27 protein-coding genes and 1 pseudogene are annotated in these 26,637 nt (G+C 57.0%); 22 read left to right on the top strand and 6 right to left on the bottom strand.

What is annotated here, in order from left to right; all coding sequences use genetic code 11:
• Positions 1-159 precede the first annotated feature (159 nt).
• Both F8R23_RS12830 and F8R23_RS12825 read left to right on the top strand, forming a co-directional pair.
• Complete coding sequence (locus F8R23_RS12830) at positions 160-444, top strand: YdgH/BhsA/McbA family protein (protein WP_099064876.1); 285 nt, start codon at positions 160-162, stop codon at positions 442-444.
• Between the two features lie 242 nt (positions 445-686).
• Positions 687-1,244: a class I SAM-dependent methyltransferase gene (locus F8R23_RS12825; RefSeq protein WP_129936020.1), complete on the top strand. Its 558-nt coding sequence runs from the start codon at positions 687-689 to the stop codon at positions 1,242-1,244.
• Here F8R23_RS12825 and F8R23_RS12820 read toward each other — a convergent pair whose 3' ends face one another.
• Positions 1,245-1,706, bottom strand: coding sequence for a GNAT family N-acetyltransferase (locus F8R23_RS12820; RefSeq protein WP_151415687.1), 462 nt, complete (start codon positions 1,704-1,706; stop codon positions 1,245-1,247).
• A 218-nt stretch (positions 1,707-1,924) separates the two neighbouring features.
• Between F8R23_RS12820 and F8R23_RS12815 the strand changes: the two genes are divergently transcribed.
• The 5 genes from F8R23_RS12815 to F8R23_RS12795 all read left to right on the top strand — a co-directional run bounded on the left by F8R23_RS12815 (position 1,925) and on the right by F8R23_RS12795 (position 7,189).
• On the top strand, positions 1,925-3,040 hold the full coding sequence (locus F8R23_RS12815; RefSeq protein ID WP_129939040.1) for an ABC transporter substrate-binding protein: 1,116 nt from the start codon (positions 1,925-1,927) through the stop codon (positions 3,038-3,040).
• On the top strand, positions 3,033-5,156 hold the full coding sequence (locus F8R23_RS12810) for a TonB-dependent siderophore receptor (protein ID WP_151415686.1): 2,124 nt from the start codon (positions 3,033-3,035) through the stop codon (positions 5,154-5,156). The genes F8R23_RS12815 and F8R23_RS12810 overlap by 8 nt, the downstream gene beginning before the upstream one ends.
• Before the next feature lie 89 nt (positions 5,157-5,245).
• Positions 5,246-5,764 (top strand): GNAT family N-acetyltransferase, encoded by a 519-nt coding sequence (locus F8R23_RS12805; RefSeq protein WP_112347742.1) that lies wholly within the window; start codon positions 5,246-5,248, stop codon positions 5,762-5,764.
• A gap of 118 nt (positions 5,765-5,882) precedes the next feature.
• On the top strand, positions 5,883-6,407 hold the full coding sequence (gene aroL, locus F8R23_RS12800) for a shikimate kinase AroL (protein ID WP_112347741.1): 525 nt from the start codon (positions 5,883-5,885) through the stop codon (positions 6,405-6,407).
• Positions 6,408-6,601: 194 nt separating this feature from the next.
• Positions 6,602-7,189, top strand: coding sequence for a TetR/AcrR family transcriptional regulator (locus F8R23_RS12795; protein WP_112347740.1), 588 nt, complete (start codon positions 6,602-6,604; stop codon positions 7,187-7,189).
• On the opposite strand, the gene F8R23_RS12790 is transcribed toward F8R23_RS12795, so the two are convergent.
• A complete protein-coding gene (locus F8R23_RS12790) occupies positions 7,146-7,907 on the bottom strand; it encodes a helix-turn-helix domain-containing protein (RefSeq protein ID WP_129936016.1) in 762 nt (253 codons plus the stop codon). The genes F8R23_RS12795 and F8R23_RS12790 overlap by 44 nt on opposite strands.
• 98 nt (positions 7,908-8,005) lie before the next feature.
• Between F8R23_RS12790 and F8R23_RS12785 the strand changes: the two genes are divergently transcribed.
• The 7 genes from F8R23_RS12785 to ppnP all read left to right on the top strand — a co-directional run bounded on the left by F8R23_RS12785 (position 8,006) and on the right by ppnP (position 13,647).
• Positions 8,006-8,410: a nuclear transport factor 2 family protein gene (locus F8R23_RS12785; protein ID WP_129936120.1), complete on the top strand. Its 405-nt coding sequence runs from the start codon at positions 8,006-8,008 to the stop codon at positions 8,408-8,410.
• 47 nt (positions 8,411-8,457) lie between these two features.
• Complete coding sequence (locus tag F8R23_RS12780; protein ID WP_099064866.1) at positions 8,458-8,658, top strand: YaiA family protein; 201 nt, start codon at positions 8,458-8,460, stop codon at positions 8,656-8,658.
• 307 nt (positions 8,659-8,965) lie between these two features.
• Positions 8,966-9,739, top strand: a complete 774-nt coding sequence (locus tag F8R23_RS12775; protein WP_099062334.1) for an IclR family transcriptional regulator — start codon at positions 8,966-8,968, stop codon at positions 9,737-9,739.
• Between the two features lie 195 nt (positions 9,740-9,934).
• Positions 9,935-11,500 carry an OPT/YSL family transporter gene (locus tag F8R23_RS12770; RefSeq protein WP_112347736.1) on the top strand — a complete coding sequence of 522 codons (1,566 nt, stop codon included), beginning with the start codon at positions 9,935-9,937 and terminating at the stop codon, positions 11,498-11,500.
• 32 nt (positions 11,501-11,532) lie between these two features.
• The gene (locus F8R23_RS12765; protein WP_129939038.1) at positions 11,533-12,462 is read left to right on the top strand and encodes a DUF1177 domain-containing protein; all 930 of its coding nucleotides are present in this window, start codon (positions 11,533-11,535) and stop codon (positions 12,460-12,462) included.
• A gap of 4 nt (positions 12,463-12,466) precedes the next feature.
• On the top strand, positions 12,467-13,144 hold the full coding sequence (locus F8R23_RS12760; protein ID WP_151415685.1) for an AroM family protein: 678 nt from the start codon (positions 12,467-12,469) through the stop codon (positions 13,142-13,144).
• Positions 13,145-13,356: 212 nt separating this feature from the next.
• Entirely contained in the window at positions 13,357-13,647 is a 291-nt protein-coding gene (gene ppnP / locus F8R23_RS12755; RefSeq protein ID WP_099062330.1) for a pyrimidine/purine nucleoside phosphorylase, read from the top strand.
• 63 nt (positions 13,648-13,710) lie between these two features.
• Here ppnP and rdgC read toward each other — a convergent pair whose 3' ends face one another.
• Positions 13,711-14,622 (bottom strand): recombination-associated protein RdgC, encoded by a 912-nt coding sequence (gene rdgC / locus F8R23_RS12750; protein ID WP_012005468.1) that lies wholly within the window; start codon positions 14,620-14,622, stop codon positions 13,711-13,713.
• A gap of 88 nt (positions 14,623-14,710) precedes the next feature.
• On the bottom strand, positions 14,711-17,323 hold the full coding sequence (locus F8R23_RS12745) for an ATP-binding protein (RefSeq protein ID WP_151415684.1): 2,613 nt from the start codon (positions 17,321-17,323) through the stop codon (positions 14,711-14,713).
• A gap of 141 nt (positions 17,324-17,464) precedes the next feature.
• Here F8R23_RS12745 and F8R23_RS12740 point away from each other — a divergent pair, with 141 nt between their 5' ends.
• The 6 genes from F8R23_RS12740 to F8R23_RS12715 are packed head-to-tail and all read left to right on the top strand — an operon-like array spanning position 17,465 to position 23,623.
• A complete protein-coding gene (locus tag F8R23_RS12740) occupies positions 17,465-18,985 on the top strand; it encodes a sugar ABC transporter ATP-binding protein (protein WP_129936012.1) in 1,521 nt (506 codons plus the stop codon).
• A gap of 28 nt (positions 18,986-19,013) precedes the next feature.
• On the top strand, positions 19,014-20,003 hold the full coding sequence (locus tag F8R23_RS12735) for an ABC transporter permease subunit (protein WP_099062326.1): 990 nt from the start codon (positions 19,014-19,016) through the stop codon (positions 20,001-20,003).
• Positions 20,004-20,046: 43 nt separating this feature from the next.
• Positions 20,047-20,991, top strand: coding sequence for an ABC transporter substrate-binding protein (locus F8R23_RS12730; RefSeq protein WP_085115406.1), 945 nt, complete (start codon positions 20,047-20,049; stop codon positions 20,989-20,991).
• Between the two features lie 60 nt (positions 20,992-21,051).
• Positions 21,052-21,738, top strand: coding sequence for a D-lyxose/D-mannose isomerase (locus tag F8R23_RS12725; protein ID WP_129939034.1), 687 nt, complete (start codon positions 21,052-21,054; stop codon positions 21,736-21,738).
• Positions 21,739-21,749: 11 nt separating this feature from the next.
• Entirely contained in the window at positions 21,750-22,610 is an 861-nt protein-coding gene (locus F8R23_RS12720) for a ketose 1,6-bisphosphate aldolase (protein ID WP_012005474.1), read from the top strand.
• Complete coding sequence (locus F8R23_RS12715) at positions 22,610-23,623, top strand: carbohydrate kinase family protein (protein ID WP_129939033.1); 1,014 nt, start codon at positions 22,610-22,612, stop codon at positions 23,621-23,623. Before F8R23_RS12720 ends, F8R23_RS12715 begins: the two co-directional genes overlap by 1 nt.
• Here F8R23_RS12715 and F8R23_RS12710 read toward each other — a convergent pair.
• Positions 23,598-24,338, bottom strand: coding sequence for a response regulator (locus F8R23_RS12710; RefSeq protein ID WP_151415683.1), 741 nt, complete (start codon positions 24,336-24,338; stop codon positions 23,598-23,600). The two genes, F8R23_RS12715 and F8R23_RS12710, sit on opposite strands and share 26 nt — an antisense overlap.
• Before the next feature lie 210 nt (positions 24,339-24,548).
• Here F8R23_RS12710 and mak point away from each other — a divergent pair, with 210 nt between their 5' ends.
• A complete protein-coding gene (mak, locus tag F8R23_RS12705) occupies positions 24,549-25,457 on the top strand; it encodes a fructokinase (protein ID WP_129936008.1) in 909 nt (302 codons plus the stop codon).
• A gap of 86 nt (positions 25,458-25,543) precedes the next feature.
• Positions 25,544-25,684 (top strand): annotated as a pseudogene (locus F8R23_RS12700) (PIN domain-containing protein); the annotation flags it as partial.
• 2 nt (positions 25,685-25,686) lie between these two features.
• Here the strand turns inward: F8R23_RS12700 and licT are convergent.
• Positions 25,687-26,529, bottom strand: a complete 843-nt coding sequence (gene licT / locus F8R23_RS12695) for a BglG family transcription antiterminator LicT (protein ID WP_129936006.1) — start codon at positions 26,527-26,529, stop codon at positions 25,687-25,689.
• Positions 26,530-26,637 lie beyond the last annotated feature (108 nt).

The raw sequence follows: 26,637 nt of genomic DNA, 5'->3' as shown, positions 1-26,637 counted from the left end.
CCGCTATTATTCCCTGTAAGACATATCTGCACGCACCTCCTCCTTATTTCCATCACAATGATTGATGTTCTTTACATTGGATTACGTCTATTTTCATTGCCTGGCGGATAATTAACTCCATTGATACGAGAAAATAAACAAAAACACCTGGAGTTAATCATGAAACTATTACCTGGCATTGCAGCAGTTCTATTGGCAGCCGCTTCGTTCTCTTCCTTTGCAGCGCCGCTGTCGTCGGTAAAACAGGTCAGTACAGAGCAGGCCAGCGGCCTGCAGAGCCTTGGCGTGGTATCGGTTTCCGGCGTCAGTGGTTCACCGGGTGATGCGGTTCACGCGCTGAAAGAAAAAGCTCAGGCCGATGGTGCCAGCCACCTACGTATTATCGGGCTGGACACCCCGGGAGATTCCAGCAACTGGCGTGGTAATGCGGAAATATACCGCTAGTAATCCGGCAATAAATACAATTCGGCCACTGTAATAGGTGGCCGATAAAATAAACGGTTGTGGATAATAATCTGACCGGTAATGCCATTCCTGGCTTACCCGATGATGATGACCACAACCGTTTTTTTGCCTGTAGTCAGTCGCATTTTATTACAACTGTGTCGGTGGTTTTAGGAAACATGTTAATGAATACTTAAGGAATTGAGTTCAGATTGGTGGCTACTCAACCTAAGGAGGCCCCAATGTTAAATGCGACACGGCTGCAACTGAAGAACCACTTTTCCTACCTCCAGCAGTTTATGGCTTCGCCGCGAACCATTGGCACACTGGCGCCTTCTTCTCCCTGGCTGTGCCAGGCGATGGTCAATCAGATTGAATGGACCGGCGCGCTGTCGATCGCGGAGCTTGGTGCGGCGGACGGTGTGTTGACCAAGCGGATATTGGGGCGCATGCGTGCCGATGCTTCGCTTGAGGCCTTCGAAATCCAATCCCATTTTGTTCATCAGCTACGGAAAATTGACGATCGACGCCTGCAGGTGATGGACCGCTCGGCGGAACAGATGGCCCGTGATTACGACGTGGTGTTTTCCTGCCTGCCGCTGCTGTCGATCCCGCTTAAAATCAGTATCCGTATTTTGCAGCAGGCACAGCAATGCTTGCGTGCACGCAACGGGACCCTGGTGTTGTTCCAGTACAGCCATCTGTCAGAAAAGCTGCTGTCCCGCTATTTCCACTGGAAACGGCTGCGGGTGGTGCGTAACTTCCCGCCGGCGCTGGTGTATGTCTGTACGCCGCGTTAGCTAAAGCCTTTTTTCCATCACCACTACCTGCTCTTCATATTGTTGCCGACGTTCGATGGTTTGCCAGCCCCAACCCGTATACAGCGCATCGGATTGATCGGTGATCAGGTGTAATACCGGGTGATTGCGTTGGCGCGCCAATTGTACGATGGCGGCCTCCAGGCGTTGCGCGATCCCCTGACGACGGTGGTCAGGATGAACAAACACCCCCGCCAGCCAGGGGGAAAGGTCCATCCGGTGATGATCATCGCTCGGCCACAGGCTGGCCATTCCCAGTGGGCGCTCCCCCTCAAGCATCAACAACGTGGTGTAGTCTTCACTCGGCTGGGTACACAGTGCAAAGCGCTGACGCGTGCGTTCCAGCGAACCACCGCGTTGCGAGCCCCATTGCCCAAATGCCCATGCGGCACAGACGTCGCTGAACTCTGGGCGCTCCGTCAGGGGAATAATGCGTTGGGTCATCTCCGTACCTCCTGAATCTTCAGCCAATCTGGCTCTTCCATAATCGGGTTATCGACCAAATTTTTAACTTTATAAAACCGTATTTACAGCGGTTTTGCACGCATCAGCGTCGAAATAGCGTAATTCAGCGGATTTGACCCGCTCCGAGCGTGTTGGGATTGAAAGTGCTAATGAGAGTGATTATCATGCGCGCATAATTTAGCTAATCCGGCTTACTGATGCGCAATTCCCTCATTTTTCTGCTGCTTTCCCTGCTACTCGGCGCTTTTGGCGTTCAGGCTAAAATGGTCACCGACATCATTGGCCGTCAGGTGAAAGTGCCAGACAACCCACAGCGCATCGTGCTGGGCGAGAGCCGAATGTTGTATACCCTGGCGCTGCTGGAGCCGGGTAACCCTGCCCAGCGTATCGTCGGCTGGCCAGAAGATATGGCGCGTTTCGATGCGCAAAGCTGGCAGCTCTATACGCAGAAATTCCCACAGATCAAAGCGATACCTTCTATCAGCAAGGGCAATTTTCGCCAGGTTAATATTGAAAACCTGATCCGGTTGAAGCCGGATCTGGTGATCCTTGCGCGCTATGCACGGGAAGAGGGCGACAGCGATTTAGTGCTGAGTACGTTGAGCAAGGCCGGCATTGCGGTGATCTACGTCGATTTACGGGTCGATTTGCTGAATAACACCGTGCCGAGCGTCCGCCTGTTGGGGGAGGTGCTTAACCGTCAGCAGCGTGCAGACCAATTCATCAGCTTCTATCAGAAGCATATGACGGTGATCCAGCAGCGGCTGGCCGGCTACCAGGGGCCGAAACCCAAGGTGATGCTGCACCTGCACCTCGGGCGGCGCGAAACCTGCTGCACCACGGCGGCCCATGGCAACCTCGGCGACCTGCTGGCCTTTGCCGGCGGTGACAATATTGCCAGCGCCAGCATCAAGGGCGTCTACGGTGAGCTGAACCCGGAAACCATCCTGACCGCCAATCCTGACATCTACATTGCCACAGGCATGGCCGGGCCGCAGGGCAAGCATTTCTCCGATCTACGCCTTGGGCCACTGGTCACCCAGCAGGAAGCCGATGAGAGCTTCCGCAGGGTTATGCAAAAACAGCCGATGCTCGCCAACCTGAAAGCAATAAGAAACCACCAGGCCTGGAGCATCTGGCACAACTTCTATCTCAGCCCTTACCACGTGGTGGCGGTTGAGATGTTCGCCAAAGCCTTCTATCCGGATCTGTTTGCAGACATCAACCCGCAGCAGACCTTTAAGCAGTTATATCAACAATTTTTGCCGTTACCTTTTTCAGGGACCTATTGGAGTCAGTTAAATAATGAATAACACTCAGCGTGGCTGGTGGTGTGCACTGCCTTTGGCAGCCTGTGCTTCTGCATCGGCGATCGGTGCCGACAAAACTGCACAGAAGGGCGAGACCCTGGTGGTGGTCGGCCAGGCGCAGACCGATGGCGTGCAAAGCTATCAGCCGCTGACCAGCGTGACCGGTACCCGCACGGAAACCAGCTTGCTGAACGTGCCGCAGGCTATCGACGTGGTGCCGCAGCAGGTGATTACCGATCAGGCGGTCAGCAGCCTGGATGAGGCTTTGTATAACGTCAGCGGTATCACCCAGGCGAATACCTTGGGCGGAACTCAGGACGCGGTGATGAAGCGTGGCTTTGGCGATAACCGCGACGGCTCAATTCTGCGTGACGGTGTGCGCTCGGTGCAGGCACGCAACTTTACCCCCACCACCGAACGGGTTGAGGTGCTGAAAGGCCCGGCCTCGATGTTGTACGGCATGGGTGAGCCGGGCGGGATGATCAATATGATCACCAAGAAGCCGCAGTTGCAGCAACATACCCATGTGGAAGGCTGGGGCAGCAGTTTCAAGGGCGGTGGCGGCCAGTTGGACGTTACCGGACCGTTGGGGACTTCCGGATTCGCCTATCGGATGATTGTCGATCATGACGAAACTGACTACTGGCGCAACTTCGGGCGTAATCGCCAGACGGTGATCGCGCCGTCGTTGATGTGGTACGGCGAGAGCACCACGGTGCGCGTTGCCTACGAGCATATGGAATATCTGGTGCCGTTCGATCGCGGCACCATCATCGATTCGCGTACCGGCAAGCCGGTGAATACGCCGCGCGACCGCCGCTTCGACGAAGGTTATAACGCCACGCGTGGCGATCAGGATAGCGTTACTTTACAGGTCGATCAGGTGCTGAATGAGAGCTGGAAAAGCTCGCTGACTTACGCCTACAGCCGCAACAGCTACAGTGACAATCAGGCGCGTGCGCTGGCTTTGGATCCTGAAACTGGCGTGCTGTCGCGGCAGGCTGACGCCACCGCCCACGCCGTTAGCCATGCCAATGCGGTGCAACTGACGCTCAACGGTGACGTCGATTGGGGCAGTATCAACCACCAGATGCTGTTCGGCTTTGATTTTGAAGATAACCGCACCTACCGCGGCGATATGATCCGCGGTAAAAAGAATAGCGATTTCAATATCTACAATCCTGTGTATGGCCAGATGCCCACCTCGAACGCCGTCAGTGCCAAAGACAGCGATCAGCGTGAAAACCTCACCAGCTACGGCTGGTTTATGCAGGACTCCGTGCAACTGACCGATAAATGGCTGGTGATGGGCGGATTGCGCTACGACGCTTTTGACGTGTTTGCCGGCAAGGGGCGCCCGTTTGTCACTAATACCGACAGCTCCGACGGCAAACTGGTGCCGCGTGCCGGGGTGGTTTACAAGCTGACGCCGTATGTGTCGCTGTACAGCAGCTACACCGAGTCTTTCAAGCCGAACTCTTCCATCGCCAGCCAGATTGGTTCGTTGCCTCCGGAACAAGGCAAGGCCTGGGAAGTGGGCAGCAAGCTTGAGTTGCCGAATGGTATTACCGGCACGCTGGCGCTGTTTGACATCACCAAACGCAACGTGATGGTCAGCGAGTTGGTGAATGGGGAAACCGTCACCCGTACCGCTGGGCGTGTGCGCTCGCAGGGTGTGGAGCTGGATGTCGCCGGAAATCTTACCGACTCCCTGAGCCTGATCGGGTCTTATGCCTATACCGACGCGCGGGTGGTGGATGATCCTGACAACAAAGGCAAAGAAATGACCAACGTAGCGCGTCATACTGCCTCATTGTTCCTGACGCAGGATCTGGGTTCCCCAGGGTTGTACAGCGGGGACAACGTGCGAATGGGGGCCGGTGTGCGTTACGTAGGGCGCCGTCCGGGTGATGCTGCCAACAGCTTTAATCTTGATAACTACACCGTCGCCGACGCCTTTGCTGCTTACACCATGCCGGTGAATGGTTACCGGGTGAAATGGCAGTTGAATGTAAAAAACCTGTTCGACAAAACCTATTACCCTTCCAGCGGCGGCAATTTACGCGTGGCAGTGGGGGAACCGCGTGAAGTGGTGCTGGGTGCTAGCGTTGATTTCTGATTTGGCGGTTAAAAAGCAGGTCCGGTGGCAGGTATCTGCCGCCGGGGAAATTTGGTTAAATACCCGGCCCTGTTGTTGAGGAGTGCCCAATGAGCCTGAAGATCCGTCTAGCGCAACCGCAGGATATTGCTCAGTTGATTGCCGTTGAACGATCGGCGGCGCAACTGTTCCATCAATATCCGGCCTGGCGTTATATCGCCGAAGGTCCGGTGATGAGCTCAGAGCAGCATGCCGATTTTATTCAGCGGCAGGGTGAATGGCTGGCGGAAAGCGCCGCGGGTGAGGCGGCCGGATTTATCGCCGTGGTGCCGCAACCGCAGGATTGGCATATCGCCGAACTGTCGGTTGCTGCCGACTGGCAACGCCTGGGGATTGGGCGTCGATTGATCGCCAAAGTGGCTGCTCAGGCCCGATTGCAAGGGGCGCAGCGCCTGACGCTGACCACCTTTATTGATGTGCCCTGGAATGCACCTTATTACCAACGGCTGGGGTTCCGGCCGGTAGCCGTCGAACGGCTCAGTGCGTCACTGAGCCATCACCTGGCGGAAGAACTGGCACAGGGCTTTGCCGCAGGCAGTCGCTGTGCCATGGAATTTACACTATCGTAAATATTGAAATACAGGCGGATGGCGGTATGATGCAGCAACCTCCGTCATCGCAGGATCTGCACGCCGGTTTCTGGCGGGCAAAAATGTATTCAAGTCACCGTATAAGGGACAACCCGTAATGACACAAACCATTTTCATGGTAGGCGCGCGCGGAGCCGGTAAAACCACGGTGGGTAGCGCACTGGCGTTGGCGCTGGGCTATCAATTTATCGATACCGATCTGTTTATGCAGCAGACTACGCAGATGAGCGTGGCGGAAATGGTCGAAAAAGAAGGCTGGCTGGGATTCCGCCGCCGTGAAAGCATTGCGCTGCAAACGGTGACTCAACCGTCAACTGTAGTTGCCACCGGTGGTGGCGCGATCCTGGCGGAAGAGAACCGCCGTTTTATGCGTCAGCACGGCACCGTTATTTATCTGCGCTCCCCGGCCGAAGTGTTGGCACAGCGGCTGGAAGAGTACCCGCAAGACACGCAGCGCCCCACGTTGACCGGCCGTCCGATTACCGAAGAGATGCTGGAAGTGCTGGCGGCGCGCGAAGCCTTGTATCAGGAGGCCGCACACTACGTGATGGACGGCACCGGCAACCCGCAGCAGGTGGTAGAGCAGATCCTGGCCGCCCTGCAGTTGGAAACGGTAAAGTAACCCACCTTTCGCTTTTCCTTCGGGCACAGCCACTGGTGCCCGAACCTCTGCTATTCCTCTCTTTTTTCCTCACTCTCGATAGATTGCCCCGTAGCCGTGCTGCCCCTCGGTGATTTTTGGATGAAGGTCATCATCTATTGAGTGCCGTTCGGGGATGGCCTAAGATGGTGTCTGAATTGATAAGGGGAAACGCCATGGCACGGGTATCAAAGCAACAGATGGAGCGCAATCGCGAGGCGATTGAGCAGGTGTCCTCACAACTGTTTCGCGAACGTGGCCTGAATGGCGTCAGTGTCAACGATCTGATGGCGGCTGTGGGGCTGACACACGGTGGTTTCTATGGCCATTTTGCCTCCAAGGACGAATTGGCCGCGGTAGCCAGTCGCAGGGCGGCAGAAGAGTCCGCTCAGCGCTGGGAAGCGATGAGTCGTCAACCTGGTCAACACAATTTGCAGGCCCTGATTGACGGCTATCTGAATGTTAAGCATCGCGACTGCCCGGCCGAAGGCTGTGTGGTGACTGCCCTGGCCAGCGATGTGGCGCGAGAGGGCGTGGATAAACCGGTACATCAGGCTTACCTGAGTGGCGTGAAATCCATGCTGGCACGGCTGGAGTCGCTGTCCTCGGTGGAAGATGAGCAACAACGGCTGCAGCAGGCACTGGCGCAGATGGCGATGCTGGTGGGCGCGCTAACGCTGGCGCGCGCGACCCAGGGTGATGCTGTGTCGGAACAGTTTCTCAACGCGGCGCGTCAGGCATTGCTGCCGGCGGACGCTGAGTAAAATAGAGCGCTGGGGTAGTGCCAAAGCGTTGGCGGAAAGCGGCAATATAGGCGCTGACATTGTCATAACCACAGTCGCCGGCAATCTGATTGACGGCTTCACCGCGTGATAGCGGCTCCAGTGAGCGGATCACCCGGGCTTGCTGACGCCAGCGGGCGAAGGTCACGCCGGTTTCGCTGAGAAAATGCCGGCTTAGGGTGCGGACGCTCAACCCGGCCCAGGCGGCCCATTCACTCTGGCTGTGTTTGCTGGCCGGCTCGTTGAGTAGCGCCCGGGCGATTTTTAGCAATCGGGCATCCTGCGGCAACGGCAGTTGCAACGGCGTGTTTTCCTGCGCGCGCATCTCATCCAACAATACTTGTAGTAGTCGCCGTTGCGGCGCGTTCAGCCTTTGGCCTGCGAATTGTGCAATGCGTTCCATTAACGCCAGAATCAACCCGGATGCGCTGCTCAGATGCGGCTGTTCCGGCAGCGCTGCACATTGGGATCCAGGCAGATACAGGCTCCAGCCGGCGACGTTGCCACAGGCCAATGCCTGGTGCGCGCAGTTCGGTGGCAGCCAGCCGATGCTGCCGGCGGTCATAGCCCATTGCTGCTCCTGGGTTTCCAGCGCGATCATGCCGTGGGTTAATAAATAGACCTGTCCGCTGGCGTGTTGATGCCAGGGCGTTAAGTGTTTTTTCTCATGCCAAAGTCGTTCGCTTTGCAGGATCATGATGATTGGCCGATTTACCGTATAGAAAGTCCAGTTGCGGTTATTATGCCACCTTCTGCCTGATCTATGATCTCCACATCATTCAATTTTGGAGATAAATGATGAGCCTGAAAACCCCAACCGCCCTCGTGCTCGAGGCCTTGCAACGGGTCGTCGCGGCACCCCAACACCAGCCGGTGTTGATCGCTGAGTTTTTCAGTGCGGATTACCATCAGCAGGTGGACGGTAACACGCTGGATTACGCCCATTTTATCCAGCATATGGCGTTACTGAAACAACTCACCCGTAGCATGACGCTGGAGATCGTCGCCGTGGCCGGGCAGGGAGATTCGGTACTGACCCACCACCGGGTACGGGTGGAAAAACGTGACGGTGCCCGCAGCCTGATCAAGGTGTTGGCGCATTTCACCGTACGAGACGGCAAGATCTGCGCCTGTGATGAGCTGACGCAACTGCTGGAAGGCGAGTACGACGATCGCGACTTGGGGTCGCGCGTGTCGGTATGAATCTCGCTGCTATACTTAACTCTGTGTAAACGACAGGGGAGATCAGCATGCGCGAAAATAATCGGCCTGGCTATCCGAGAACTGCCCGAGTGGTCGCCGTTGACCGGGGCGATCCGAGCTTGAATATGCACCGTTTTGAGGTGCGCACCGATGACATTGAGCCCAATACGCTACTCAGTGAACACCCTACCGAGCAGGAAGCGCTCGATGCCAAGCACCGCTATGAAGATCCGGCGCTGGAAGATTAATTAGCTCGCCTCAGAAACCGGCGTCAGGTCGGTTTCTTTATTTATTCCGCTTACCGCTTTCACTAACTACCTCGCAACGCCGTGCCAAATTAGCATGACATGCTGGTTTATAACGGCACAGTCGAATAACCACGCGGTAATTGACCTGTTTTATCAGCGTTCTCTGTTGTATTTAATTTAGAGAAGCATCATTCGCTGCTATTAACCTACTGGATAGAAAATAAACTGCTTGACGATAAGTTGTACGAGTTTTAGTTTCTTATTATCAAACAGGAACTAAGTTCCATATAGTGGAACAAGGTGCATCATGACAACACTGGAAAATGCTGCTGCGGTATTAAAGTTATTTTCACAACAGCGAATGATGCACGGCCAGTCCGGTATTTCATTCAGCGATGTGGTGAATCAATTGGCGTTGCCAAAAAGCACCGCATCACGTCTGCTGCAGACTATGGAAATCCAGGGCATGCTGGAACGGGATGCTGACAGCAAGCTGTATAAAATTGGCCGTTTGTTGTTATCAGTCTCCAGTCACTATCTGTCGACGCCGTTGGTCGACAGCGTGGCAGCCAACATGGTGCAGCTCAGTCAGCAGACCCACTGCACGGGTTATGTCTCGGTGTTGGAGGCGCAGGAAATCATGGTGATGCGCATGTTCCCTGGCCGCCATTTCCTCCAGGTGGTGACGCCGGCAGGCAGCCGTTCACCGGTGGCGGAAACCTCGGTGGGCCGGGCGATATTGGCGCGTGACAGCGATGAACAGGTGATAGCGCGTTTTACGGCTGGCTACCGTGCGGCTTCACCTAACGCTCCGCAAACGCTGGAGGCGTTATTGAATAAGCTCGCGCAGATCCGGCGGCAGGGCTGGTCCCTGGCGCGCAACGAAACCCTGCAGGGCATCAGTTCGCTGGCGACTGCGGTGACCAACAAACACCGCAATGAAACGGTCGGTCTGTGCTTGTCTTTCCCCACGCAGGCGGAAGAACAGCCGTATTCACCCGGCGTGCTGGAGGCATTAATGACAGTATCCCGGCAATTGGCGGAAAAACTCGGTGATGATTATTGGCAACAGATCAAATAACACACCGAAACAGTTCGTCAGCACCTGATAATTAACGAAAACCAACGCCAGGGAATTTCTTAATTATCTCACTTAGCGTTATGGGTAATAACTCTTTAATTTCACTCGCAGTTCCAATATTTGGAACTGCGATGGCCGCCTTATGCCGAAATTAACGAGATCAAACGCCAGGGAATATTCAGGGAAATTAAAACGATGAAACCAAATAGCAGCATAAATCCGTTGAAAGATATTGGCACCCTGCTGGTGATGGTGCTGCTGTCCATCGTTGGCGCAATTATCGGCGTGCAGTTGATCACCACGCTGGGGGTTACGCCCAACACGTCGATCATTGGCGCGTTACTCGCCATGTTGTTGGCGCGTATTCCGCTGCAAATGTTCCAGCGTTACCGCTCGGTGCATACGCAAAACCTGGCGCAGACGGTGATCTCCTCCGCTACCTTTGGCGCTGCCAATTCATTACTGATGCCGATTGCCGTGCCTTATGTGATGGGGCAACCGCAGTTGATCCTGCCGATGTTTTGCGGGGTGGCTGCGGCGATGTTGCTGGACGCCTACCTGCTGTATCGCATGTTCGACACTAAAATTTTTCCTGCGGCCAATGCCTGGCCACCGGGCGTCGCGGCGGCGGAAGCCATTAAGGCCGGTGACCGGGGCGGTAAACAGGCCTGGCTGTTGGTGGTGGGTGTTGGGGTAGGTATCGCCGGTTCGATGCTGAAAATCCCGATGGCGGCGTTTGGTACCGCGTTTATCGGAAATATCTGGGCCTTGGGCATGTTTGGTATCGGCCTGTTGCTGCGAGCCTATGCAGAACCGATGGCGGGTTTCGACATCAATGCGAATTTCATTCCTCACGGAGTGATGGTCGGTGCCGGGCTGGTGGCGTTGATCCAGGTGGTGCAGGTGATCCGCAGCAAACGCACGGACACCGCCGGTTTCAGCCGGGACGACAGCGAAGTCCGCAAGGCGCTGGGGTTGGGCGCGGTGGGTTATATCGTTATTGCCGCGCTGCTGGCATTGGCCGCTGGGCTGTACAGCGAGATGTCGCTGGGCATGCTGGTGTTGTTTGTGATTTACGCCGCGTTTGCCGCCTTCGTGCATGAGTTGATCGTCGGCATTGCCGCGATGCATTCCGGCTGGTTCCCGGCCTTTGCGGTGGCGCTGATTACCCTGATTATCGGCATTCTGATTGGTTTCCCACCGTTGGCGCTGTGCGTGCTGACTGGGTTTACCGCCGCCACCGGCCCGGCGTTTGCTGACATGGGTTTTGATCTGAAAGCCGGCTTCATTCTGCGCGGCTACGGCAAAGATCTGCAGCAGGAGTTGCTGGGGCGCCGCATTCAGTTGTTTGCCGCATTGCTCGCCTTTGTCGTTGCCATCCCGGTGGTGTACTTCGCTTACACCAGCTACTTCCTGCAGGATCTGATCCCGCCAGTTGCACGGGTGTATGCCAAAACCATCGATGCGGGTGCTCAGCCGGGCATTGCCTACAGCCTGCTTATCTGGGCGATCCCCGGAGCCATTGTACAGTGGATTGGCGGACCCAAGCGTCAGCTCGGTGTGCTGTTGGCCACCGGTCTGTTGATCAATAACGCGTTGGCGGGTTGGGCTGTGCTCGTCGGTATTGCGCTGCGCATCCTGATTATTCGCCGCTGGGGTGACAAGGGCCGCACGCCGATGGAGATCATGGCGGCCGGTTTTATCGCCGGTGACGCGCTGTACAGCTTCTTCAATTCCATTTTTTCCAGCAAAGGGAAATAACCCACCCGGTTAAATTGTGAGGTCAACCGATTATGAGTTTGCAACAAACACTGCAGGTCTTTGAATTAATTGATAGTGCTTACGCAAGCGGTCAGGAGGTCGTCGATCTGTTCACGTCGTATCCCGGCATCCGGGCCAGCACGCTACGTGCCAGCGGGCCGAAAGGCGCGACCGACTTCGTGCGCATTGAGATCCCCGGCAGCAATGGTAAAAGCCAGGGTGGCGATGCGCCGACGTTGGGCATCATCGGCCGATTGGGTGGTATCGGTGCGCGGCCAACGCGTATTGGCCTGGTATCCGACGGTGACGGGGCGATCGCTGCGATTGCCAGTGCGCTAAAACTGGCGGAAATGCAGCGCAAGGGCGATGTGCTGGCGGGCGATGTGATCATCACCACCCATATTTGTCCAGATGCGCCCACTCGTCCGCACGATCCGGTCGATTTTATGGATTCGCCGATCGATGATGTGACGATGAACGATAATGAAGTGGTGGCAGAGGTCGATGCGATTTTGTCCATCGACACCACCAAGGGCAATCGCATCATCAACCACAAAGGTTATGCGTTGTCGCCGACGGTGAAGGAAGGCTACATCCTGCGGGTCGCGGAAGATCTGCTGCGGATTATGGAGATGACCAGCGGTCGCCCGGCGGTGACCTTCCCGATCACCACCCAGGACATTACGCCGTACGGCAACGGGGTGCATCATCTGAACAGCATTCTGCAGCCTTCTACCGCGACCTCTGCGCCGGTGGTTGGCGTGGCGATTTGTACCGAGTCGGTGGTGCCGGGTTGCGGTACCGGTGCCAGCCATGAAGTGGATATTGCGCTAACCGTTAAGTTTGCGGTGGAAGTGGCGAAAGAGTTCGGGCGCGGTACCTGTCAATTTTATCAGGCCGACGAATATGCGCAGCTGCTGGCCCTGTACGGCAGCCTGAGCCACCTGCAAAAAAGGAAATAACCGGATGAATGCCTCATTTGCCACGCTGACTATCGGCCAGGCGCCGCGCAACGACATCATGCCGTTGCTGTCTGCCTATCTGCCCGCGGAGCAGGTGAGGCACGTTGGGTTGCTGGACGGGCTGAGTACCCGCCAGATTGACGAAGGTTACGCACCGCAGGCCGGAGAGAAGGTGTTGGTTTCACGCCTGCTGGACGGCACACAGGTGAGATTGGCGGCCTTGCGGGTTGAGCAGGGGTTGCAGCAGAAAATCCATGTGCTGGAAGCGGAGGGCTGCGAGGTGATCCTGCTGTTGTGCACCGGGGAGTTTGGCCAGTTGCATGCAGAACAGGCGCTGTTACTGGAGCCGGATCGCATTATTCCACCGCTGATTTCTGCCATTGTCAGCCAGCATCGGGTCGGTATTGTGGTGCCGGTGGCGGAGCAAATCAGCCAGCAGGCGGGCAAGTGGCAGTTACTGGCGACGCCGCCCTGTTTCGCCGTTGCCAGCCCTTATCTGGCGGATGACGCGGTACTGGAGTTGGCCGCGTGCGAGCTACAGCGGCAGGGGGCGCAGGTAGTGGTGCTCGACTGTATCGGTTATCACCGCCAGCATCGTGATTTCCTGCAGGCACGGCTTGAAATACCGGTGCTGTTGTCCAACGCGCTGGTGGCCAAGCTGGCTGCAGAGCTAATAGACTGATTAAAAAAGCTAATAAAATCTTATCTGGCGGTCCGTCGGGGGCGGCGCTGCGTGCTTTTGGCCGTGGATCCAGAACGGCGGGCTGACGGTCAACTGCTCGGCAGAGTTTTACTCTGCGCCACGATCGCATTTCGTGAGAAAAACCAGTGACAGATCAACCGCAATCCCCCAATATGGATTTCCCATAAAGTTGATTACGCGGGTGTCAGTCTATGCTGAAAGTGAACGAGTATTTTGCCGGAAAAGTGAAGTCTATCGGTTTCGATAGTAGCAGCATCGGCCTTACCAGCGTCGGTGTTATGGAAGAGGGAGAGTACACCTTTACCACCGCCCAGCCGGAAGAAATGACCGTGATTACCGGAGCGTTGAAAGTGTTGCTGCCGGGCTCGCCGGACTGGCAGGTGTTTATGCCGGGTGAGAAATTCTTCGTGCCGGCCCACAGTGAGTTCAACCTGCAGGTGGCTGACGCAACCGCCTACCTGTGCCGTTACTTAAGTAAATAATTTTCACCCTTCGGTGAGAAATCAGGGCTCTGCATGCAGAGCCCTTGGTATTTTCAGGCAGGATTAACGTTGGGCTTCGCCACCCAGGGCTTCGATGGTGTTCTTGATTAACGCCGCCAGTTCGCTGGTCATCAGGATAAAGTCGGCGTCAAAACGCTGGGCGAAGTCGTCACGATCGATATCGTCATTCTGTTCACGCAGCGTATCGGCAAATTTCAAACGCTTCAGTGAGCCGTCGTCTGCCAGCACCAGCTGAATACGCTCTTGCCAGTCCACTGCCAACTTGGTCACCAGCTTGCCGGCTTCGATATGCACCGCAATCTCATCGCTGATCAGGTTCTGTTTTTTGCAGCGGATCACGCCGCCGTCTTCCAGAATTGCTTTCAACTCCGCTTCGTCCTGAATGATAAATCCGGCCGGCAGTTCGCCGGAACGCACCCATTCGGTCAGCGTCAGTTCGATTGGGCTTTCCATGGTCAAGGGTACTACCGGCAGTGAACCCAGGCTTTTGCGCAGCAGCGCCAGAGTGTCTTCCGCGCGTTTGGCGCTGGCGGCATCAACCATGATCAGATCGTTAACCGTGTCGATCCACATAAAGGTCTGGTTAAAGCGGCTGAAGGCGCGTGGCAACAGGCTGTGCAGCACTTCATCTTTCAGCGCATCTTTCTCGGTTTTCTTCAGCTTGCGGTGTTGTTCGCCTTCCAGGCGTTCAATCTTGGCCTGCAACTCTTGTTTGATGACCGGCGACGGCAGGATTTTTTCTTCCTTGCGCGCGCAGATAACGATCTGGCCGTTAACCGCATGCGTCAGTGACTCGCTGTGTGAGCCCATCGGGGAAACCCAGCCGGTTTTCGCCATGTCCTGGCTGCCGCACGGGGTGAAAGCAAAAGCGCTGAGCTGTTTTTCCATTTCATCCGCGTTTAACGCCACTTCGCGGCTCAAACGGTAAACCATCAAATTCTTAAACCACAGCATAATGTTATCCCTGGCTGGGCGTGCGTCTGGCACGCTGATTCATCAAAAGCAGGGCGGCATAATAACGAATCAGAGGCGAAAAATCGCCTCATTCCCTCCTAATTGCGTCGTCGGCCGCGTTTGAATGGCGTGCCCGTTGCAGTGCCAGTGCCAATTGCCGCTGGCTGAAAGGTTTGCGTAGCAGTTCCACATTGGGCAGTGTGTCTTCGTGGTGGCGGCGTATATCCTGACCGCTGATCAGCAGCGCGGTGATATGCGGATTAATCTCTCGCGCCAGGCCAATCACCTGCACGCCATCCAGTTCACCCGGCAACATCAGATCGCTGATCAATACCCCAATATCCGGCGTCTGGCGCAGCAGGGCCAGCGCCTCATGGCTCTCCGCGCAGTCCAGCGTCAGGTAGCCGAGCTGGTGCAGATGCTCACACAGCGTATGACGCACGTCGTTTTCATCTTCCAGCACCAGTACCAGATTGTCGGTGCCGTCGTTTTCCTCGGGCGGCAGGATTGGCGCTTGCGCGACGGCCGGTGTAGGGGCTCGCGGCAGCTGCAGACGCACCAGCGTACCTTCGCCCGGAGTGGTCTCAATCTGCACCCGACCACCGGACTGGCGGACAAAGCCGTACACCATCGACAACCCCAGCCCGCTGCCACTGCCGACGGCCTTGGTGGTGAAGAAGGGCTCGAACACCTGTGCCTTCACCTCTTCCGACATGCCGCAGCCGGTGTCGATTACCTCCAGCGCCACCATGTCCTGCTTTTTGCCGCCGCTGCGTTGTACCCGCTGGTTGTAGATGCGGATCTTCACTACGCCGCTACGGCCTTCCATGGCATCCCGGGCGTTGACCACCAGGTTGATCAGCGCGTTTTCCAACTGGTTGGCATCGACCCACGCCGGCCAGCCGGGCCGCTGGGACTCAATGGTCAGCGACAGCGTGGTAGGCAGAGAGTGACGCAGCAGCTCCTGCAGATTCTCCACCAGTGACTGCAGCGTGACGGCCTGCGGGTGCAGTGCCTGTTTACGCGAGAAGGCCAGTAACCGTTGGGTAAGCTGTGCACCGCGTTCGGCGGCCTTCAGCGCGCGGGCGATGCGCTGCTCGGTTTGCGCATCCTGAGTCTGTTGGGTGGTCAGTTCCAGGCTGCCGATGATCACCGCCAGCAGGTTGTTAAAATCATGCGCCAGACCGCCAGTGAGCTGGCCTACCGCCTTCATTTTTTGGCTGTGCAGCAGCGCCTCTTCCAGCGCCTTGCGCTCGGTGCGTTCCAGCACCACGTTGACTACGCCGCGATTGGGTACCGGGCTAAAGCGCAGTTCTACGGTGCGGCCATCGCTCAGGCGCAACTCCTGTGGCTGCGGCAGTTCGCTGGACAGGTTAGCCAGTACCGCTTCCCAACGCTGGCCCGCCGGTGGCGTCACGTGTTGCAGCAACTCACGGTAGTGCTGACCACGGTGTAACTGGTGTTCGTTGAGTCCCAGCAACAACGGATACTGCGGGTTCCACACCACCAATTGGCCGTCGTTATCGAACAGCGCAAAGCCGTCGCGCATCGCCAGAAAGGTGGTTTCAAGTTGGGTGCTTTTCTCTTTCAGCAGGCGGGAGGTCTGTTCCAGCGAAGCGGTGTTGCGCGCAAAGACGTTGAATGCCCGCGCCAATTCGCCCAGTTCGTCACGCCGTTGCAACGCCGGTACGCTGACGTCACGTTCACCGCGCGCCAACCGCGTCATGGCACCGGCGATTGCCGTCAGGTTCGAACCGAGATTGCGGTAGATATACAGCCCGGCGAAGCCGGTAATCACCAGCGCCAACAGTGCGAACAGGCCGATAAACCAGCTGATGGAGCTGAGCTCACGATGCGTTTGGTGGGTGCGCAGCTCTGACTCGTCCGCCACCTTCTGTACGTAAAGGTTGATGTCGTCGTTGAGCATCGCCACCAGGGCTTTGATATGGTAGGTGTAATAGGCCAGCGCCAGATCGCTTTGCTCCAGCTCCAGCGTTTCGGGCAGCAGGCGCTGCTCACTGTCGCGAAACTGGCGCATTTTCTCGTCGACCAAGGCATCCGGGCTGCGCTGCGGCCAGTAGGCCATCACGCTGTCGAGCTGTTGGGCGGCGGCCTTGGGCGTTGGGGTTTGAATGGCGATCGCCAGCAGTCGGTCAATCTGGCTTAGCAGCGGCAGCGGAGGCTGGTTCAGGTTATTACGCTGATTGAGGCTGGCGATATGCCGCAGCGTGCTCTGAGCCTGATATAGCCCACTGAGCAGAATATTGCGTTGCAGATGCCGTGCGTGACCGAGATCCAGCATGCGGGTCACGCTGGTTTCCAGCGCGTTGCTGCGGCTGATGATGCGCTGGACTAGTTCCGGCTCGCTGTGTGCCAACGGAGCGTCCGCCAGTCGGCTGAGCGAGGCCTGCAGTGCTAACTGGGTCTGCTTCAGGCGGGCCGATTCGCTCTGGTACTCCAGCGCGCCCACCACCTGCGAAAGCCGGATGGCGGCGGTCGCCACGTTCGAAGTATCCCGGCTCAGCGCCATGCTGCCGTTCATCTCTTTCAGTGTCTGCGCCTGCACCTGTTCCTGCAGCTTGCCCGCATGGTTAAAACCGACGATCGCCACGCCGCTGACCATCAGCGTCACCGCCACCACCAGCAGGTTGAACATCAGCAGGCGCCCACGTGCACCGGCAAGGAAAGGCAGTCTGCGCATCGTATCCCCCGTAACTGACTGTTCGCAGTATAAATCCTCGTTCCATTAACAATATGACAAAGATGAACGGCCGCTGACATTTTGCATTTATTTATGCGTGGTTAACTGCACTCAATCCGAACCGCAACCTGAGGTATGACGATGAGCGCAACCCCGATACTGGAAATGCACAACATCGCCAAGAGTTTTGGTCAGTTCTATGCGCTGAAGGGCGTCAACCTGACGGTTTATAGCGGTGAGATCCACGCGCTGATGGGTGAAAACGGCGCGGGTAAAAGCACGTTAATGAAAATATTGGCCGGCGCTTATATCGCCAGCAGCGGGGAAATTTTTATCGATGGGCAGCCGTTTGCCATTAAAGGGCCAAAAGATGCCCTGGCAGCAGGCATCACGCTGATTTATCAGGAAATGAATCTGGCGCCGAATCTGACGGTGGCGGAAAACATTTTTCTGGGCAGCGAGATCCAGCGCGGTGGCCTGGTGAAGCGCCAGCAGATGTTGCTGGAAGCACAGAAGGTGATCGATCGTTTGGGCGCGCAGTTCAGCGCCGGCGATCGGGTGATGAAATTAACCATCGCCGAACAGCAGCAGGTGGAAATCGCCCGCGCACTGCACCGCAACAGCCGTATTCTGGTGATGGACGAACCGACGGCGGCACTCTCTTCGCGTGAGACACATCGGCTGTTTGAGTTGATCAAACGTCTGCGCGATGAGGGGATGGCGATCATTTACATCAGCCACCGCATGGCGGAAGTGTATGAGCTGTCGGATCGCGTTAGCGTGCTGCGCGACGGCCAGTACGTCGGTAGCCTGATGCGCGACAAACTGTCTGCCAGCGAATTGGTGCGCATGATGGTGGGCCGTCCATTGAGCGATTTGTTCAACAAGGAACAGGGTATTGCCGTGGGTGAGCCGCGCCTGACGCTACACGGACTGACCGACGGCAAGAAAGTGAAACCGGTCAGCCTGCAGGTCCGTGCCGGAGAGATCGTCGGTCTTGCCGGGCTGGTAGGCGCGGGCCGTTCCGAACTGGCGCAGTTGATTTTCGGCGTGCGCAAGTACAGCGGCGGTACGGTCGAAATTGACGGCAAACCGGCCAATATCCATTCACCGCGCGACGCCATTGCGCTGGGCATCGGTTTTCTCACCGAAAATCGCAAGGAGCAGGGCTTGTTCCTCGATCTGGCGGCGCATGAAAATATCGTTATGGCGACGCTGGAGCGCGACGGGCGCTATGGCCTGCTTAATCGCCGTAAGGCACAGCGTATTTCCAGCGATGCCATCGGCCTGCTGAATATCCGCGTGCCGCATGCTCAGGTACGGGCCGGTGGGCTGTCCGGCGGCAACCAGCAAAAGCTGCTTATTTCACGCTGGGTGGCGATCGGCCCGCGAATTCTGATCCTCGATGAACCGACACGCGGCGTTGACGTCGGCGCTAAAAGCGAAATTTACCGCATTATGAGCCAGATGGCGCAGCAGGGCGTGGCGATCCTGATGATATCTAGTGAACTGCCCGAGGTGGTCGGCATGAGTGACCGGGTCTACGTGATGCACGAAGGCAGCATTGCCGGGGAGCTGAGCGGCGGCGAGATCAGTCAGGAAAGCATTATGACGCTGGCCACCGGCGTCGAACCTGTCCTGGAGGCGGCCAGCCATGAATAATTCTATCCCTACGCTCAAGGAGCCTGTCATGACTTCAAATCCGCTGCCACCGGCCGCAAAAAATCCGACACTGAAACGGGCATTTTTGGGCGATATGATGCAAACCGTCGGGATCTTGCCGATCTTGATCCTGATCGTCGCGGTTTTCGGCTTTGTCGCGCCAAATTTCTTTACCGACGCCAACCTGCTGAATATTGCCCGGCAGGCGTCGATTAACATCGTATTGGCGGCGGGCATGACCTTCATCATCCTGACCGGCGGTATCGATCTCTCGGTGGGCTCGATGCTGGGTACCACCGCGGTGGTGGCGATGGCGGTCTCACTGATGCCGGGCCTGGCCGGGTTGTCGATCCCCCTGGCGCTGCTGGCCGGTTTGGGCATGGGCCTGTTTAACGGTTTTCTGGTGGCCTATGCCGGGCTGCCGCCGTTTATTGTCACGCTAGGGACCTATACCGCCCTGCGTGGTGCGGCTTATTTGCTGGCCGACGGTACCACCATCATCAATTCCGATATCAGTTTTGAATGGATCGGCAACTCTTATCTGGGGCCGATCCCCTGGCTGGTGATTATCGCTTTCGCGGTGATCGCGCTGTGCTGGTTCATCCTGCGCCGCACTACCCTGGGCGTCCATATCTACGCGGTGGGTGGCAACATCCAGGCGGCACGCCTGACCGGGATCAAGGTCGGTGCGGTACTGCTGTTCGTCTACGGCATGAGCGGCTTGCTGTCAGGGTTGGGGGGGATAATGAGTGCCTCACGCTTGTACAGCGCCAACGGCAACCTTGGCATGGGCTATGAGTTGGACGCGATCGCTGCGGTGATCCTCGGCGGCACCAGCTTTGTCGGCGGCATTGGTACCATTACCGGCACGCTAGTGGGGGCGCTGATTATCGCCACCCTGAACAACGGCATGACGCTGATGGGCGTCTCATACTTCTGGCAATTGGTGATCAAAGGGGCGGTGATCATCATAGCTGTACTGATAGATAAGTACCGCACCCGCAATTACCAGCATTAATCGCAGACCTTCAAAATATCCGGATAATAATGAGGAAAACACTATGCGTTTCAAGCCATTGATTACCGCTTTACTGGTTACCGCTGCGCTCGGCAGTGCCTCGTTGGTGCAGGCAAAAGAGTTGAAATCGATTGGGGTGACGGTAGGCGATTTGGCCAACCCTTTCTTTGTCCAGATCACCAAGGGTGCAGAAATGAAAGCGCGTGAGTTGGCCGGCGACAAGGTCAACGTGACGCTGGTGTCGAGCGGTTACGATCTTGGCCAGCAGGTGGCGCAGATCGACAACTTTATCGCTGCCAAGGTCGATATGATCATCCTGAATGCCGCAGACTCCAAGGGCATTGGCCCGGCGGTAAAACGGGCCAAGGATGCCGGTATCGTGGTGGTGGCGGTTGACGTGGCGGCCGAAGGGGCCGATGCGACTATCACCTCGGACAACACCCAGGCCGGGGCGATGGCCTGTAAATACATCAGCGATCGTCTGAAAGAGAAAGGCAACGTGGTGATCATCAACGGGCCACCGGTGTCTGCTGTGCAAAACCGGGTAGAAGGCTGCATGACCGAGCTGAAGAAACACCCGGAGATCAAACTGCTGTCTTATAACCAAAACGCCAAGGGCAGCCGTGAAGGCGGGCTGGAGATCATGACCGCACTGTTGGCGGCCAATCCGAAGATCGACGGGGTGTTCGCGATTAACGATCCTACGGCGATCGGTGCCGATCTGGCCGCCAAACAGGCACAGCGCAGCGAATTCTTTATCGTTGGCGTAGATGGATCGCCGGACGGTGAAGAGGCGCTCAAGCGCGGCGGAAAATCGCTGTTTGTCGCGACGCCGGCACAGGATCCTCAGGTGATGGCGGCCAAGGCGGTCGAGATCGGTTACGACATTCTGCAGGGTAAACCCGCGCCAACCGGCCCGGTGCTGATCCCGGTAACCATGATCGATAAAAACAATATCGGCAGCTACAAAGGCTGGACGGTGAAATAACCTGTTATCGGCGGGGCCTGCCGATCGGGCCCCTCATTCCTTATCGCTTCCGGAGGCACCATGAACCGTTCCGCCGTGAACCAAATCCTGCAGCAAACCCAGCATTTTTTTGCCCGCTTCGACGTCCATCTACCGCCGTTTGCCCATTTTAGCCCCGCGGTCTGGCAGCAGCTCGATCGCCAGCCTTGGCAGGAAGTGTTTGACCTGAAACTGGGGTGGGACGTCACGGCATTTGGCGATGATGATTTCGCCCGCAAGGGGCTAACGCTGTTTACCCTGCGCAACGGTTCACCTGGCGGTAAACCCTATGCCAAAGGCTATGCGGAGAAAATCATGCATTGCCGCGAAGCTCAGGTGACGCCAATGCATTTCCACTGGCGTAAACGGGAAGACATTATTAACCGTGGCGGCGGTAACCTGATCGTTGAACTGCACAACGCAGACACTCGGGACGGGCTGGCCGAGACCGCCGTGACCGTGACGCTGGATGGCTGTCGCCAGACCCACGCCGCCGGTTCGCGCCTGCGCCTGGCGCCGGGAGAAAGCATTTGTCTCACGCCGGCTATCTATCACAGTTTTTGGGGCGAAGAGGGCTTCGGAGACGTTTTGGTAGGGGAAGTCTCGACGGTAAACGATGACGATAACGACAACCGTTTCCTGCAGCCGCTCAGCCGCTTTAGCCAGATTGAAGAGGACCAGCCACCGCAGTGGTTGCTGTGTCATGAATATTTGCGCTTTATCGCTTAAGGAGAACCAGCATGGCATTGATTTCATTGGCGCAGGGGTTGGCGCAGGCTCGCCAACACGGCTATGCGCTGGGCGCATTTAACGTGCTCGACAGCCATTTCCTGCGTGCGTTGTTCGCTGCGGCGCAGGCCGCGCGATCGCCGTTTATTATCAATATTGCCGAAGTACACTTTAAGTACGTCTCGCTGGAGTCCCTGGTGGCGGCGATTAAAAGCGAAGTGGCGCAGCACGATATCCCGGTGGTGTTGAATCTGGATCACGGTCTGCATTTCGAGGCGGTGGTGCAGGCGCTGCGGCTGGGATTCAGCTCGGTGATGTTCGACGGTTCCGGCCTGAGCTACGAAGAGAACGTGCGTCAGACGCAGGAAGTGGTACGGATGTGTCACGCGGTCGGCGTATCGGTTGAGGCTGAGCTGGGTGCGGTCGGCGGTGACGAAGGCGGCGCGCTGTACGGCGAGGCGGACAGCAACAAATTTACCGATCCGCAGCGGGCGCGCGAGTTTGTCGAATTGACCGGCATTGATGCGCTGGCGGTGGCGATTGGCAATGCGCATGGCAAATACAAAGGCGAGCCGAAGCTTGATTTTGAGCGGCTGGCGGCGATCCAGCAGCAGGCCGGTATCCCGCTGGTGCTGCACGGCGGTTCCGGCATCAGCGATGCCGATTTCAAACGCGCGATCGGCCTGGGCATTCACAAAATCAACTTCTATACCGGCATGTCGCAGGCAGCGCTGGGGGCGGTTGAACAGCGGATCACGCAACGCCACGCGATTTACGATGAATTTGCCGAAGTGCTGCTGGCGGTGGAGCAGTCGATCAGCGAAGTGGTGCAGCAGCAGATGCATATTTTCGGCAGCGCCGGACGGTTGTGATGAGCCGGCGTGGCATTGTTTCAGCCGGCAATATGCTGGTGGATCATGTGCATCAAATTGCTCACTGGCCGCAGCCGGGCTGGTTGGTGGAGATTGAATACAGCCAACGCGCCACCGGCGGTGCCCCACTGAATGTGCTGCTGACGCTGGCACGCATGGAGGCCGGGTTGCCACTGGCGGCGCTCGGGTTGATCGGCTGCGATGCGGATGGTGACTACATCCTGCAGATGTTGGCGCAGCATCAGGTCGACAGTGACCTGGTGCGGCGCAGCGAAACGGCAATGACTGCCATGTCGCAGGTGATGACCGAGCCGGGCGGGCAACGGACGTTCTTTCACGCACCGGGTGCCAATCGGTGTCTGGATCTGGCCGATTTTGACGGACTGGACAGCGAGCATAAAATTTTCCATCTGGGTTATCTGCTGCTGCTTGACAGCCTGGATCGTCCGGATGAGGAATTCGGCACTCGCAGCGCCCGCCTGCTGGCACAGATGCAGCAGCGCGGTTACCAGACTTCATTGGATCTGGTATCGCGCCAGGGGGATCCACGCTATCGCCCGTTGGTGTTACCGGCACTGCGCTGGCTGGATTATCTGGTGATCAACGAACTGGAGGCCGGTGAGTTTACCGGGCTGGCATTGCGTGCGGCTAATGGTGAGGTGCAGCCGCAGTTGATGGCCGAGGCGGCAGAACAGTTATTGCAGGCCGGTGTGCGGCGGCGGGTGGTGATCCACTGCCCGGAAGGCGCATACGGCGTCGAGCAAGGGGGAGAGGCGCGCTGGCAGCCGTCTTGGCGTGTGAGTGAAAGCGAAATTGTCGGCAGCGTCGGCGCCGGGGATGCTTTCTGCGCCGGTGTGTTGTATGCCAGCCATGAAGACTGGCCACTGGTAGAGACATTGCAGTTGGCACATGCCTGTGCGCGGTTCAATTTACTGTACGCCAACGCGATCGATGGCGCACGATCCTTGCCGGAACTGCAGGGTTATATCAGGCGACAGCCACCGGTTGGCTGACGTCGGCGGCAAAAACATAGCCCAGCCCGCGAATGGTACGGATCAATTCGGGCTGATGTGGATTGCTCTCGATCTTGCGTCGTAACCGCATGATCAGCACGTCGATGGTGCGATCGAACACCTCCAGCGTTTCGCTGTGGGTTAGTTCCAACAGGCGGTCGCGGGTCAGTACTTTGCGCGCATGTTGCACCAGCGCCAGCAGCAGGCCGTATTCGCCCTGGGTCAGATCGACCGGTTGTCGCTGTGGGTTGTGCAAGGTGCAGCGGGCAGTATCCAGGCACCAGCCGTTAAACTGCCAGCCTTCGGGTTTGTTGTGACCGGCGGCGGCCGGTTCCAGCGCCAACGCACCGGTACGACGTAATACCGCCTTGGCGCGGGCGACCACCACGCGTGGGTTAAAGGGTTTGGCGATGTAGTCGTCGGCCCCCATCTCCAGACCGACCACCACGTCGGACTCGGAGCCCAGGCCGGTCAACATCACCACCGGCAGATCCGGTCGCAGCCGGTGGATCTGCTGCAACACCAGCAGGCCGTTGGTGTCCGGCAGGATCAGATCAAGCAGCACCAGCGCAATGTCCGGCTGCTGGTTGAGTAGTGTCAGCGCCTCGCTGCCCCGGTGGCAGGCATGCACGGTAAATACGTGCTCATTGAGCACGTCGCAGAGCAGATCACAGATAGTGGGGTCGTCATCGACAATCAATATGGCAGGTTTCATCGCTGCTCTCCGGATTTTATGATGCGGAAAATGTTATCAATAAGTTAACTGGCTAACTGCAGTGTACCCGATGGCTAATTAATAAGCGGTAGTCGGTGCGGATCTGATGCGGAAATTGCCATCACCGTCACACTCGGCGCTGATTGAGTGATCCTGGTAACTGAATATATTAGGCTGTGACAACGTTGTGGTGCATTGAGGAGAAAAATCGTGCGCATTGGTATTGACCTGGGTGGCACCAAAATTGAAGTGATCGCGTTGGCTAACGATGGGCAGGAACTGTTCCGCCATCGCATCGCTACGCCGCGCCATGACTACCAGCAAACGCTGGATGCGATTACCGGTCTGGTGACGTTGGCAGAAGAAAACACCGGCCAGCAAGGCTCGGTCGGCGTGGGTATCCCCGGCACGCTGTCGCCCTATACCGGGCTGGTCAAAAATGCCAACTCGGTATGGCTCAACGGCCAACCGCTGGATAAAGACCTGTCAGCGATGTTGGCGCGCGAAGTCCGTATTGCTAACGATGCCAACTGTCTGGCGGTATCGGAAGCCACCGATGGCGCTGCCGCCGGCAAGCAAACCGTGTTTGCGGTGATTATCGGCACCGGTTGCGGTGCTGGAGTGGCGATCAACGGCCAGGCACACTCGGGCGGGAACGGTATCTCTGGCGAGTGGGGGCATAACCCGCTGCCGTGGTTGGATGAGGACGAGCTGCGTTTTCGCGCAGAGGTCCCATGTTACTGTGGAAAGCAGGGCTGTATTGAAACCTTTATCTCCGGTACCGGTTTTGCCACCGACTATGCACGTTTGAGCGGCAACCCGCTGAAAGGGCATGAAATCATGACGTTGGTGAAGCAAGGGGACAGGTTGGCGGAGCAAGCCATCAGCCGTTACGAGCTGCGGCTGGCGAAGTCGCTGGCGCACGTGATCAATATTTTTGATCCGGACGTGGTGGTGTTGGGCGGCGGGATGAGCAATGTGGATCGTCTGTATCAGCGGGTGCCGCAGTTAGTGAAATCCTGGGTATTCGGCGGCGAATGTGAAACCCCGATCCGCAAGGCCGTCCACGGCGACTCCAGTGGCGTGCGCGGCGCGGCCTGGTTGTGGCCACAGCTGTAACTGTTGCAAAAAAGCGCGGGCCCGCTCGCGCTTCAATCAATTCCCTGTACAAAAATTAGACTCCCATCTGTGCTTCAGCTAACTTAGCTAAGGAGATCGCGCCGCATCATCAGGATCCTTTTGATCGCATGTTGATCGCTCAGGCGCAGGCCGAAGGGCTGACGTTGATTTCCGCCGATGCCGCTTTCCCGCAGTATGGCATCCGGGTGTTTGACGCCCGGCGCTAGATCTATTTCACTTCGCTTTCGCTGCGTACCCGTTCGATATGAATAGTCAGGAACATCATTTCTTCGCTGGTTAGCTGGTGTTGGTAATTTTTTTCGATGTGTTGGTTAATCTTGCCTGAGCAGGCGAAGGACTCGCGGTATTTTTCTTTCACTACCTGATAGAGCGAATCGTCGTTGCTGTCGACGTAGTTTTTCCCCAGCAGGCGCTGCGCGAAGAACTTCAGATGGGTGACAAAACGGTGATAGCTCAGGGCTTCTTCGTTGTAGTCAAAACGGAAGTGATATTTGACGATGTTCAGGATCTCCTGCATCACCCGGGTGATGTGCAGGGTGTTGTGCATTTCGTCATTCAGTTGGGCGTTGACCAGGTGCAGGGCGATAAACCCGGCCTCGTCTTCCGGCAGGGCGGTGCCCAGCCGTTGAGCGATCAGCGCCAGCGCTTCCAGCCCGACGGCAAACTCCGCCGGGTAGAGTTTTTTGATTTCCCACAGCAACACGTTTTTAATGTCCAGCCCTTGCGCGTGGCGCTGCAGCGCAAAGTGGATATGATCGGTCAGCGTGATATAGACGATGTTGTGCAACTTGCCCGGCAGACGCTGGCGGGCAAGTGTGATGATCTTGTCGGCGGTGGTCACGCAGGCCAACGGGATCTCCGACAGCAGCGTTTTAAAGCGCTCGGCCATTTCGCTGCCGTTTAGGGTAAAGATCTTCTCGATCAGGCTTTCGTCCAGTGGATCGCCGGCCTTCTTTTTAAAACCAATACCTTTCCCCATGACGACCGTTTCTTCCTGACGATCGTCCAGCGTAATCACCACGTTATTATTGAGTATTTTTTCGATCTTCATGGCTATTCCCGGATGTTTCAGCATGCTGAAAACGAAAAAACCTGACGCACAGGAGCGATCCCGTGCGTCAGGTTTTGCCTGTATTTAAATATCTCTACCCTATGAATT

This window comes from Serratia proteamaculans, from assembly GCF_008830365.1.
Lineage (GTDB): Bacteria > Pseudomonadota > Gammaproteobacteria > Enterobacterales > Enterobacteriaceae > Serratia > Serratia proteamaculans.
Note: the sequence above shows the minus strand (reverse complement) of the source record. Positions and strands in the feature narration are given on the sequence as shown.